Raw genomic sequence first — 11,974 nt, forward strand, 5'->3', positions numbered from 1 at the left:
CTGTTCGTGCCCGGACCCGGAAGTGATCCCCTGACCAGCCTGGACCCGAGAGCGCCGCTCGTGCTCGACACCCGCGAGCTCGGCCGCCGCCCGGGGTCCCAGCGTGAGGTGACGCTCTCGGTGCCGGCACCGGCAGATCTGGGCATCGACGTCCTCCTTGTCCCCGAGGGCTCGCCGGTCGACATCGACCTGCGGCTCGAGGCGGTCATGGAGGGAGTCCTGGTCACGGGCACGGCGCGAGCCGTGCTCGACGGCGAGTGCGCACGGTGCCTGGAGGAGATCCACGACGACGTCGAGGTGACCTTCCAGGAGCTGTACGTCTACGCCGAGCACCAGACCTCCCACGACGAGGACGACGAGGTCAGCCGGCTCGAGGACGACCTGCTCGACCTCGAGCCCCAGCTGAGGGACGCGGTGGTGCTCACGCTGCCGTTCCAGCCCTTGTGCACCGAGGACTGCCCCGGTCTGTGCCCCGAGTGCGGGGCGCGACTGGCCGGGGACCCCGACCACGGGCACGACGAACCGATCGACCCGCGCTGGGCCGGCCTGGCCGCCCTGGCGCAGGACGAGCCGGACGAGAAGTAGCAGACCCACCAGCAAGACCACCCCAGGCCGTGGAGCGATCCCGGCCTCGCAACGAGGAGAAAACAGTGGCTGTCCCGAAGCGGAAGATGTCGCGCAGCAACACCCGTCACCGTCGCTCGGCCTGGAAGGCCACGGCCCCGACCCTGGTGACCTGCGCGAACCCCGCGTGCGGTGCCAAGCACCTCCCGCACCGCGCGTGCGGTGCGTGCGGCCAGTACGGCGCCAAGGCCGACCGTCGTCAGGTCCTCTGAGACCGTCGAAGCCCTGAACGACTACGCCGAGCTGCGAGCAGCGCTCGGGGATCCTGAGCTGGACCCCGAGCTGCTGGACCGCGCGCTCACGCACCGGTCCTACGCCTACGAGAACGGCGGCCTGCCGACCAACGAGCGCCTGGAGTTCCTGGGCGACTCGGTGCTCGGCGTCGTCGTGACCGAGACGCTGTACCGGACCCACCCGGACCTCTCCGAGGGCCGGCTGGCCAAGCTGCGCGCCGCCGTGGTCAACGCCCGGGCCCTGGCCGGGGTGGGCCGCGGCATCCGGCTCGGCGAGCACGTCAAGCTCGGTCGCGGCGAGGAGAGCACCGGGGGCCGCAACAAGGCCTCGATCCTCTCCGACACCGTCGAGGCGGTCATCGGGGCGGTGCACCTCTCCGGCGGAGGCATCGAGAACTCCGCCGCGGTGGTGCATCGCCTCTTCGACCCGCTCATCGAGGCCGCCTCGGCGCTCGGCGCCGGCCTCGACTGGAAGACCTCCCTGCAGGAGCTCTCGGCCGAGCACGGCCTGGGCGTCCCGGAGTATGTGATCGAGGACAGCGGCCCCGACCACCAGAAGACCTTCACCGCCCAGGTGCGCGTCGGCGAGGACCTCTACGGCAACGGCACCGGCCGGTCGAAGAAGGAGGCCGAGCAGGCCGCCGCCGAGACGGCGTACGGCGAGATCGCGGGCCGGCTCGGTGTCACCGACCCGGCCGAGACCGCGGCCGAGGCCGCCGCGGGCAACGCCGCCGCCGGCAAGTCCGGCACCGGCACCAGCGGCTCGTAGAAGCCCGTGCCCGAGCTCCCCGAGGTCGAGGTGGTCCGCGCCGGGCTCGAGCGCCACGTCGTGGGAGCACGGGTCACCGGCGTCGACGTCCTGCACCCGCGCCCGGTGCGCCGCGACGAGCGCGGACCCGAGGGGTTCGCGGCCGCCCTCACCGGCCGCACCATCACCGGCGCCCGTCGTCGCGGCAAGTACCTGTGGCTGCCGCTCGACGACGGGGACGCCCTACTGGCCCACCTGGGGATGAGCGGCCAGATGCTCGTGCAGCCGGCCGACGCGGAGCCCGAGAAGCACCTGCGGGTGCGGATCCGCCTCGACGGCGCCGCCGAGTCCCGCCACCTCCACTTCGTGGACCAGCGGATGTTCGGGGGCCTGTCGATCTCGACCGGCGGAGCCGAGCTGCCGCCCGAGATCGCGCACATCGCCCGCGACCCGCTCGACCCGCTGTTCGACGACGACGAGCTCGTGGCCCGGGTGCGCCGGCGCTCCTCCGGGATCAAGCGGCTGCTGCTCGACCAAAACCTCGTCTCGGGCGTGGGCAACATCTACGCCGACGAGGCCCTGTGGCGCGCCGGCATCCACGGCGAGCGGCCGGGGGAGCGGCTGAGCCGGGCCCAGGTGCTCGCGCTGCTGGGGCACGCCCGCGACGTGATGCGCGACGCCCTTGCCCAGGGCGGAACGTCCTTCGACGCGCTCTACGTCAACGTCAACGGCGAGTCCGGCTACTTCGACCGCTCGCTGCACGCCTACGGCCGCGCCGACGAGCCGTGCGACCGCTGCGGCACCCCCATCCGCCGGGTCGCGTTCATGAACCGCTCGTCGTACTTCTGCCCGCGCTGCCAGCCGGCGCCGCGGCGTCGCCGCGTGGTCGCCCCGGTGGCCCCGCCCGACTGATCCGCGCGGCTGGTCCGCCCGGTCGATCCGCCCGATTGACCCCGGGGGCGCCTGGTGGGACTCTTGTAGACGGTCCGCACGCGTGTCGTGACCGCCCCCAACCTCCCACCCGCACTGGAGTGACCCCCATGGCCAAGGCGCTGATCGGCTACCGCAGCAGCGACCTGCTCGACCCCCGCCTGAGCGCCGACAACGCCCGCCTCCGGGCGCGTGTCGGTGAGCTCGAGGCCCTCGTGCTGCGCCTGTGCGCGGAGAACGACCGGCTCACCGCGCAGCTGGCCGAGCACCTCGCCGACCAGGGGCTGCGCGAGGAGATGGCCGACCTGCAGGAGATGCAGCCGGCCTGAGGCCAGCCCGGGGCGTGACCACGGCGGCCCGCCGTCGTTGGGCCTCACATGACCCGTCGTCCCCGTCTCGTGCCCGGCGTGCTCGCCGCCGCGGCCCTCGCGCTCACCTCGTTCGGCGGCCTCGCCGCACCCGCCCTGGCAGCCGAGCCGGGCGACCCCGACGAGATCCGGCGCCAGATGCTCGAGCGTGCCGCGGCCCAGCCCGGCACCACCGCCTCGCTGGTCTCGAGCCAGAACATCGCCCAGGTCGACACCGACCCCAGCCAGGTCGGCATCTCCGGCTGCTTCACCGCCACCGCGCCGCTCTTCGTGACCAGCGGGCTGGACTCGCTGCGGGTCTTCGACGTCTCGGACCCCGCCCAGCCCGAGCTCACCGGCGTGCTGCCCAGCGCGATGTTCGAGAACGAGGCGATGAACTGCGGCGAGCGCCGCACCGGTGACGGCACCCGCCGCTTCGCGCTCATCGGCGTCGACCTCTACCAGGCCTCGCCCGACGACATCCAGCACGTCAACGTCGGCGGTGGCGAGCTCGTGGTCGTCGACGTGACCGACCCGGCCGCGCCCACCGTGCTCTCGCGGGCCCCCGGCACCACCTCGACGCACACCGTGGCCTGCATCGACGACACCAACTGCCGCTACGCCTACTCCGCCGGCGGGCGCTCCACGTTCTCGATCTTCGACCTGCGCGACCTCGAGAACCCGGTGGAGGTCGACTCCGACCGCTCCACGCCGGGCGTGCAGCCCTTCGAGACGCCCACGGGCGGGCACAAGTGGAACTTCGACGCCGCGGGCATCGGCACCCACACCGGATGGAACGGTGCCTCGATGTGGGACGTCTCGAAGCCGCGCCGCCCGCGCGTGCTGACCACCACCGGCGAGGCCGGCCAGGGCGTCGACCCCGACCACGAGGGCTGGAACGACTTCATCCTGCACAACGCCTTCCGCCCCCACGCCGACCGCTTCAAGCCCGGGCGCAAGCCCTCGCTGCGCCGCGGCAACGTGCTGCTGGTGACCGAGGAGGACTACGAGCAGACCGACTGCTCGCTGGCCGGCTCGTTCCAGACCTGGTGGGTCAAGAAGCTCAACGGCAAGCCCGGCAAGATCGTGCCCCTCGACAAGGTCGAGCTCTCCGACCTCGGCACCTTCCCCCTGCCCCGGGGCGCGTTCTGCTCCTCGCACTGGTTCGACTACCGCCCCGGCGGGCTGGTCGCGGCCGGCTTCTACGGCGGCGGCACCCAGGTGCTCGACGTCAGCAACCCGCGCCGCATCCGCACCCACGCCCACGCGGTGTGGGGCCTCTCGGAGGTCTGGGACGCCATGTGGGCGCCGGTCTACGACGCCCGCGGCCGCCGCACCGACGAGCGCACCAACCTGGTCTACAGCATCGACCTGGTGCGCGGCCTCGACGTGTACGCCGTCGACGTGCCGGGTGACGGGCGGGGCGCCGAGCCGAGCTCGGCCACGCAGTCGGCGGTCTCGGTCTCCGACCGTGCCGCCGCGAACGCCCTGCCGCTGGGGCTCGTCGGCGCCGCGACGGCCGGCGCGCTGCTCCTGCGGCGCCGGCGCGCCCAGGGGTAGCCTGAGGCCCACCTCGGCGGAAGGGCCCCTGCGTTGTACCTGAAGAGCCTGACCCTCAAAGGGTTCAAGTCCTTCGCCTCCTCGACGACCCTGCAGCTCGAGCCGGGCATCACCTGCATCGTGGGCCCCAACGGGTCGGGCAAGTCCAACGTGGTCGACGCGCTGGCCTGGGTGATGGGCGAGGCGAGCGCCAAGAGCCTGCGCGGCGGCAAGATGGACGACGTCATCTTCGCCGGCACCACCGGCCGTCCGCCGCTGGGGCGCGCCGAGGTGCTGCTGACCATCGACAACACCGACGGCGCCCTGCCGATCGAGTACGCCGAGGTGACGATCAGCCGCACGATGTTCCGCTCCGGGGGCTCGGAGTACGCCATCAACGGCCAGACCTGTCGCCTGCTCGACGTCCAGGAGCTGCTCAGCGACTCGGGCATCGGGCGCGAGATGCACGTCATCGTCGGGCAGGGCCAGCTCGACCAGATCCTGCACGCGACGCCCGAGGACCGGCGCGGCTTCATCGAGGAGGCCGCCGGGGTCCTCAAGCACCGCAAGCGCAAGGAGAAGGCGCTGCGCAAGCTCGACTCGACCGAGGGCAACCTGCACCGGTTGAACGACCTGCTCAGCGAGATCCGCCGCCAGCTCAAGCCGCTGGGTCGCCAGGCCGAGGTGGCGCGGCGCGCCGCCACGGTGCAGGCCGACGTGCGCGACGCCAGGGCCCGGCTGCTCGCCGACGACCTGGTCACCGCGCGCACGACGCTGGAGCAGGAGATGGCCGACGAGTCGGTGCTGCTGCAGCGCCGCGAGGAGGTCGAGCAGGCCACCGCGCAGGCCCGCGAGCAGGAGGGCGCGCTCGAGGCGGCGCTGCGCGAGGACCTGCCGGTGCTGGCCGCGGCCCAGGACACCTGGTACGCGCTGTCGGGGCTGCGCGAGCGCCTGCGCGGCACCCAGTCGCTGGCCGCCGAGCGGGTGCGCAACGCCGCGGCGAGCACCGAGGTCGAGACCGCCAGCGGGCGCGACCCCGACGACCTGGAGGCCGAGGCCTCCCGGGTGCGTGAGCAGGAGCAGCGCACCGCCGCCGAGGTCGACGCCCGCCGCGCCGACCTCGAGCAGGCCGTCACGGCCCGCAAGGGCGCCGAGGACGCCGCCGCCGAGGAGGAGCGCCGCATCGCCGCCCTCCAGCGCGCGGCCGCCGACCGGCGCGAGGGCCTCGCGCGCCTGCACGGCCAGGTCAACGCGCTGAGGTCGCGCGCCGCCGCGGCCGACGAGGAGGTCGGCCGGCTGCGGCACACCCGCGAGGAGGCCCTCGAGCGGGCCGAGCGCGCCCAGAGGGCGTTCACCGCGCTCGAGACCAGGGTCGCCGGCCTCGACGCGGGCGAGGAGGGTCTCGACGCCGAGCACGAGCAGGCGGTCGACGAGCTCGACGAGGTCGAGGCCCTGCTGGCGCAGGTGCGCGAGCGGGCGCAGGCCGCCGACCGCGACCGGCACACGCTCGCAGCCCGCAAGGACGCCCTCGAGATGGGCCTGAACCGCAAGGACGGTGCCGGGGCGCTGCTCGGCAGCGACCGGGTCGCCGGCCTGCTGGGCTCGGTAGCCGCCCTGGTCACGGTGCGCCCCGGCTACGAGGCGGCCGTGGCCGCCGCGCTCGGCCCGCACGCCGACGCGGTGGCCGTCGAGAACGCCGACGACGCGCTCGCGGCGGTGGCCGGGCTCAAGGCCGACGACCTGGGGCGCGCCGGGCTGCTGCTCGCCGACGGCCCCGAGCTGCCCGGGCCGGGGGACTGGCCCGCCCTGCCCGACGGGGCGGCGTACGCCGTCGACGTGGTGGACTGCCCCGCGCCGCTGCGCCCCGCGCTGACCCGGCTCCTCGACCGCGTCGCCGTCGTCGACGACCTGGCGGCCGCGCGCCGGCTGGTCGAGCGCGACCCGGCGCTCAGCGCGGTCACCCGCGACGGCGACGTCGTCGGCGCGCACCTGGTGGCCGGCGGCTCCAGCGCCCAGCCCAGCCTGATCGAGGTGCAGGCCGCCGTCGACGAGGCCGCCGCCGCGCTGGGCGAGGCGGTCGCCGCGAGCGAGCGGGCCGGCTTCGAGATCTCGCGGCTCGAGGCACGACGCCACGACGCCCAGCAGCGTGTCGACGTGGCGCTGGCACGGCTGCACGAGTCCGACGCGACGCTGGCCGCGGTGGCCGAGGAGCTGGGCCAGCACGGCTCGCAGGCCCGCTCGGCGCGCGCCGAGGCCGAGCGTGTCGAGCAGGCCATCGCGCGCGCCGAGCAGGCCAGCGTCGATGCCGTCGCCGGCCTGGCCGACCTCGAGGCGCGGCTCGCGCGGGCCGAGGACGCGCCCGAGGAGGAGCCCGACACCGCCGAGCGCGAGCGCCTGGTCGAGGCCTCCCGCGAGGCGCGACAGAGCGAGATGGACGCCCGCCTGGCGCTGCGCACCGCCGAGGAGCGGGCCCGCGCCATCCACGGGCGCGCCGACTCGCTGCTGCGGGCCGCGGCCAAGGAGCGCGAGCAGCGGGCCCGGGCCACGGAGCGTCGCGAGCGGCTGCTGCGCGAGGGACGCGCCGCCGAGGCGGTGGCCACCGCGGTGGCGTGGGCCCTGTCGCGGCTCGAGGTCTCGGTGCAGCACGCGGCCGACGCCCGGGCCGCGGTGGAGGAGGCCCGGCGCGAGCGCGAGGAGCAGCTGCGCGAGGTGCGGGCGCGCCTGCGCGACCTGGCCCGCGACCACGAGGAGCTGATCAGCTCGGTGCACCGCGACGAGATGGCCCGAGCCCAGCAACGCATGCGCATCGAGCAGCTCGAGGAGCGCGCCCTCGACGAGGTGGGCATCGAGCCCGACTCGCTCGTCGCCGACTACGGTCCGCACCAGCCGGTGCCGCAGGAGGTCGCCGACGACGCCCCCGAGGGCACCCCGGCCGCCGTCCCGTTCGTGCGCGAGGAGCAGCGCAAGCGGCTGAAGTCGGCCGAGCGGGCCCTGGCGATGCTGGGCAAGGTCAATCCGCTGGCGCTCGAGGAGTTCTCGGCCATGGAGGAGCGGCACAAGTTCCTCACCGAGCAGCTGGAAGACCTGCGCCGCACCCGCAAGGACCTCCTCGACATCGTCAAGGACGTCGACGACCGGGTCGAGCAGGTCTTCCGCGAGGCCTACGCCGACGTCGAGAAGGCCTTCGACGCCACCTTCGCGCGGCTCTTCCCCGGCGGCGAGGGGCGCCTGGTGCTCACCGACCCGGGCGACATGCTCACCACCGGCATCGAGGTCGAGGCCCGCCCGCCCGGCAAGAAGGTCAAGCGGCTCTCGCTGCTCTCGGGCGGCGAGCGCTCCCTGGTCGCGGTGGCGTTCCTGGTGGCGCTCTTCAAGGCCCGGCCCTCGCCCTTCTACATCCTCGACGAGGTCGAGGCCGCGCTCGACGACACCAACCTGGGCCGGCTGCTCGAGATCTACGAGGAGCTGCGCGAGAACTCGCAGCTGCTCGTCATCACCCACCAGAAGCGCACCATGGAGGTCGGCGACGCCCTCTACGGCGTGACCATGCGCGGCGACGGCGTCTCGGCCGTCATCAGCCAGCGCCTGCGAGAGACGGAGCCCGTGTGAGCACCCGACCCGACCGCGCCAGCCGCCCCACCAGGGCCGACTACGTCGCCTGGCGCACCGTGACGACGCGCTGGCGCGACGACGACGCCTACGGCCACCTCAACAACGCCACCTACTACGAGATGTTCGACACCGCGGTCAACGCCCACCTCTACGAGGCCTCCGGCGTCGACGTGCGCTCGCTGCCGCAGATCGGGGTGGTGGCCGAGACCTCGTGCCGCTACTTCCGCGAGATCGGCTTCCCGGCGCCGGTGGAGACGGGGCTCGTGGTCGACCGGGTCGGCACCTCGTCGGTGGTCTACCGCATCGGTCTCTTCCAGGGCGACGGCGCCGAGGCGGCGGCCGAGGGCCGCTTCGTGCACGTGTACGTCGACAACACCGACCCGGCGCGGGGCGTCACCCCGATCCCCGACGTGATCCGCGCCGCAGTCGAGCCGCTCCTGCGCGTGGGCGGGGGCCAGTAGGGCACTCGTGTGCCACCGTGGGGTGCTCCACCCGCGTTCCTTCCTTCCCCCCTCGGAGCTCTCTCGTGTTCTCGATCGTCGTCGCCATGGTCGTCATCGTGGTCCTGGCCGCCCTGGTCCTCTACTACGTCGCCGTCCCGCACCGGGGTGGCGAGGAGGGTTCCGGGGGGTGGCTCGAGCAGACGATGCGCCGGGCCCGCGGCTCGGTGCGCACCCTGGGCCAGGACGACGAGGAGAACGAGCGCAGGGACGACCACGGGGACGACCAGCACGGCCGTTGACCGGCTGAGGCCCGGGCCGTCCCGGGTGGTTGGATGAGGGCCATGGAGACCCTCGCCCTCGTGATCCTCGTCATCGCCGTCGTCGGTGTCGCCCTCGTGGGCGCCGTCGCCGGCCTCGTCGTCACCCGGCGCCGCAAGCCGGGCCCGCTGCCCGACACCCACACCGACGTCCTCGGCACCCCCACCGCCGACCCGGAGGCGCCGCCGGTCGAGCTGAGCGCGCCGCCGGCGACGATCGAGCCCGAGGCGCCGGTCGAGCCGGAGGCCCCGGCCGAGCCGGTCGCACCCCCGCTCGAGCGGCCCGAGGGCACCGCCTCGCGGCTGGTGCGGCTGCGCCAGCGGCTCGCGGGCTCCCAGGGCGCGCTGGGGCGCGGGCTGCTCGCCCTGCTCTCGCGCGAGCGCCTCGACGAGGACACCTGGGAGGACATCGAGGACACCCTGCTCACCGCCGACATCGGTGTCGCCCCGACCCAGGAGCTGGTCGAGCGGCTGCGCAGCCGGCTGCGGGTCGAGGGCACGGCCGACCCGCGCGCGGTGCTGCGCGAGGAGCTGCTGGCCCTGGTCGACCCGACCATGGACCGCGCCCTGCGCGTGAGCGGCGAGGGCGACGAGCCGGGCGTGGTGCTGGTCGTCGGGGTCAACGGCGCCGGCAAGACCACCACCGTCGGCAAGATCGCCCGCATCCTGGTCGCCGAGGACCGCAGCGTGGTGCTCGGCGCGGCCGACACCTTCCGCGCCGCCGCCGTCGAGCAGCTCGGCACCTGGGGCGAGCGGGTCGGGGTCGAGACCGTCAAGGGCGAGGAGGGCGCCGACCCGGCCTCGGTCGCCTTCCGTGCCGTCGAGGAGGGCCGCCGCCAGGGCGTCGACACGGTCATCGTCGACACCGCCGGGCGCCTGCAGAACAAGCAGGGCCTGATGGACGAGCTCGGCAAGGTCAAGCGGGTCGTCGAGAAGCAGGCCCCGGTCACCGAGGTGCTGCTGGTGCTCGACGCCACCACCGGCCAGAACGGCATGATCCAGGCCCGCGTGTTCAGCGAGGCCGTCGACGTCACCGGCATCGTGCTGACCAAGCTCGACGGCTCGGCCAAGGGCGGCATCGTGGTCGCCGTGCAGCGCGAGCTCGGCGTGCCGGTCAAGCTGGTGGGCCTCGGCGAGGGCGCCGACGACCTGGCGCCCTTCGACGCCGGCGCCTTCGTCGACGCCCTGCTCGGCGGCTGACCTCACCGGAGTTCACCGGGGTGTAACACGGGCGGCGCACTCGTTGCCCGGGCGTAACACCCGCCGCCGGGCCCTGAAACACGGGATCGACAGGCTCAGCACCGATGGGGACGCACCCCGCACCCGACATCGCGGTCGGGGCCGGGGGAGCGTCCTTCCGAGCTGAACTTGGAGGTTCTGTGGACGGCTACAACGCGTTCATGCTGGTGGCCACGCTGCTGGTGCTGATGATGACCACCCCGGCCCTCGCGCTCTTCTACGGCGGCATGACGCGGTCGAAGTCGGTGCTGAACATGATGATGATGTCGTACGCCGCCATGGCGATCGTCGGCATCATCTGGGTGCTGTGGGGCTACTCGATGGTGTTCAGCGGCGAGGGGGGCATCGACACGTTCTTCAACTCGCCGTTCGCCAACTTCGCCCTCGACGGCGTCGGCTACGACGGCTACACGTTCATGATGTTCCAGCTGACCTTCGCGGTGATCACCACCGCGCTGATCAGCGGCGCGATCGCCGACCGGGTGAAGTTCTCGGCCTGGCTGGTCTTCGTGCCGATCTGGGCGACCCTGTCGTACTTCCCGCTGGCCCACATGGTCTTCGGCTGCACCGACTCGGCCCTGATCTGCACCCAGATCGGCGCGCAGGACTACGCCGGTGGCACCGCGGTGCACATCAACGCCGGTGTCGCCGGCCTGGTGCTGGCCCTGGTGATCGGCAAGCGTGTCGGCTTCGGCCGTGAGCCCATGCGCCCGCACAACCTGACCCTGACCATGCTGGGCGCCGCCCTGCTGTGGGTCGGCTGGTACGGCTTCAACGTCGGCTCGATCGTCTTCAGCGACGACCTCGACGCCAGCGACCAGTTCCTGGCCGAGACCGGCCTGACCTTCGCCAACACCACCCTCGCGACGATGGCGGCGATCCTCGGCTGGCTGGTCGTGGAGAAGGTGCTGCACGGCAAGGCCACCACCCTGGGTGCCGCCTCGGGCATCGTCGCCGGCCTCGTGGCCATCACCCCGGCCGCCGGTGCGGTCAACATCCTCGGGGCACTGGCCATCGGCCTGGTCTCCGGTGCGCTGTGCGCCTGGGCCGTGGGCCTGAAGTTCAAGCTCAAGTACGACGACTCGCTCGACGTGGTGGGCGTCCACCTGGTCGGCGGCATCGTCGGCACCGTGATGATCGGGCTGTTCTCGGTCACCTCCGGGGAGGGCGACAACATCGCCGGCGGTGCGGTCGACGGCCTGTTCTACGGCGGCGGCATCGGCTCCCTGGTCGACCAGGTGCTCGGTGTCCTGGTCGCGGTCGCCTGGTCCGGTGTGGTCACCCTGCTGATCGCGCTGGCCATCAAGTTCACCATGGGCTGGCGCATCGACGAGGAGGCCGAGGTCGAGGGCATCGACTTCGACCAGCACGGCGAGTCCGCCTACGATCTGAACACCAGCCTCTCCAGCGGCAGTGGCGGCTCGTTCGCCGCCGCCACGAGGCCGGAACCCTCCACCCGCACGGAAGGGGCACACGCATGAAGCTCGTGACCGCGGTCATCAAGCCGCACAAGTGGGAGGACGTCCGCGAGGCCCTCGAGACCTTCGGTGTCGCCGGCATGACCGTCAGCGAGGTCAGCGGCTACGGCCGGCAGAAGGGCCACACCGAGGTCTACCGCGGTGCGGAGTACGACGTCGCGCTGGTGCCCAAGATCCGGCTCGAGATCGTCGTCGACGACGCCGACGCCGAGGACGTGGCCGGCATCATCGTCAAGGCCGCGCAGACCGGCCGGATCGGTGACGGCAAGGTCTGGACCAGCCCGGTCGACAGCGTGGTGCGGGTCCGCACCGGCGACCGCGACGCGGCGGCCCTGTGATCGGCCCCGTCATCGTGCCTGTGACGCGCCCGTGAGAGCAGCGACGGCCCGGTCCACCCCTGCGGTGGGCCGGGCCGTCGTCACGTCCGGCATGATCGGGGGCCACCACCAGCCCCGCTCCCACCC

At 73.4% G+C, this 11,974-nt stretch carries 12 protein-coding genes; all 12 read left to right on the forward strand.

All coding sequences use genetic code 11. The annotated features are described in order from the left end of the window. Positions 1 to 6: 6 nt before the first annotated feature. On the forward strand, positions 7 to 585 hold the full coding sequence (locus QWJ41_RS04360; protein WP_302705933.1) for a YceD family protein: 579 nt from the start codon (positions 7 to 9) through the stop codon (positions 583 to 585). A gap of 65 nt (positions 586 to 650) precedes the next feature. Next, the gene (rpmF, locus tag QWJ41_RS04365; RefSeq protein ID WP_193667940.1) at positions 651 to 836 is read left to right on the forward strand and encodes a 50S ribosomal protein L32; all 186 of its coding nucleotides are present in this window, start codon (positions 651 to 653) and stop codon (positions 834 to 836) included. Continuing rightward, positions 757 to 1,626: a ribonuclease III gene (rnc, locus tag QWJ41_RS04370; RefSeq protein WP_439117301.1), complete on the forward strand. Its 870-nt coding sequence runs from the start codon at positions 757 to 759 to the stop codon at positions 1,624 to 1,626. Before rpmF ends, rnc begins: the two co-directional genes overlap by 80 nt. A 6-nt stretch (positions 1,627 to 1,632) precedes the next feature. After that, positions 1,633 to 2,517, forward strand: a complete 885-nt coding sequence (gene mutM / locus QWJ41_RS04375) for a bifunctional DNA-formamidopyrimidine glycosylase/DNA-(apurinic or apyrimidinic site) lyase (RefSeq protein ID WP_302705934.1) — start codon at positions 1,633 to 1,635, stop codon at positions 2,515 to 2,517. A 128-nt stretch (positions 2,518 to 2,645) separates the two neighbouring features. Then, entirely contained in the window at positions 2,646 to 2,864 is a 219-nt protein-coding gene (locus QWJ41_RS04380; protein WP_302705935.1) for a hypothetical protein, read from the forward strand. 48 nt (positions 2,865 to 2,912) lie between these two features. Continuing rightward, positions 2,913 to 4,442: an LVIVD repeat-containing protein gene (locus QWJ41_RS04385; RefSeq protein WP_302705936.1), complete on the forward strand. Its 1,530-nt coding sequence runs from the start codon at positions 2,913 to 2,915 to the stop codon at positions 4,440 to 4,442. 33 nt (positions 4,443 to 4,475) lie between these two features. Beyond that, positions 4,476 to 8,030, forward strand: coding sequence for a chromosome segregation protein SMC (gene smc, locus QWJ41_RS04390; protein WP_302705937.1), 3,555 nt, complete (start codon positions 4,476 to 4,478; stop codon positions 8,028 to 8,030). After that, positions 8,027 to 8,494 carry an acyl-CoA thioesterase gene (locus tag QWJ41_RS04395; protein WP_302705938.1) on the forward strand — a complete coding sequence of 156 codons (468 nt, stop codon included), beginning with the start codon at positions 8,027 to 8,029 and terminating at the stop codon, positions 8,492 to 8,494. The genes smc and QWJ41_RS04395 overlap by 4 nt, the downstream gene beginning before the upstream one ends. A gap of 65 nt (positions 8,495 to 8,559) precedes the next feature. Continuing rightward, positions 8,560 to 8,775: a hypothetical protein gene (locus QWJ41_RS04400; protein ID WP_302705939.1), complete on the forward strand. Its 216-nt coding sequence runs from the start codon at positions 8,560 to 8,562 to the stop codon at positions 8,773 to 8,775. Positions 8,776 to 8,817: 42 nt separating this feature from the next. Then, positions 8,818 to 9,993, forward strand: a complete 1,176-nt coding sequence (gene ftsY / locus QWJ41_RS04405; protein WP_302705940.1) for a signal recognition particle-docking protein FtsY — start codon at positions 8,818 to 8,820, stop codon at positions 9,991 to 9,993. Positions 9,994 to 10,097: 104 nt separating this feature from the next. Next, on the forward strand, positions 10,098 to 11,513 hold the full coding sequence (locus tag QWJ41_RS04410; RefSeq protein WP_302705941.1) for an ammonium transporter: 1,416 nt from the start codon (positions 10,098 to 10,100) through the stop codon (positions 11,511 to 11,513). Continuing rightward, positions 11,510 to 11,848, forward strand: coding sequence for a P-II family nitrogen regulator (locus QWJ41_RS04415; protein ID WP_193667949.1), 339 nt, complete (start codon positions 11,510 to 11,512; stop codon positions 11,846 to 11,848). Before QWJ41_RS04410 ends, QWJ41_RS04415 begins: the two co-directional genes overlap by 4 nt. The last annotated feature ends 126 nt before the right edge of the window (positions 11,849 to 11,974 follow it).

It is taken from the genome of Nocardioides cremeus (assembly GCF_030518195.1).
Taxonomy (GTDB): domain Bacteria; phylum Actinomycetota; class Actinomycetes; order Propionibacteriales; family Nocardioidaceae; genus Nocardioides; species Nocardioides cremeus.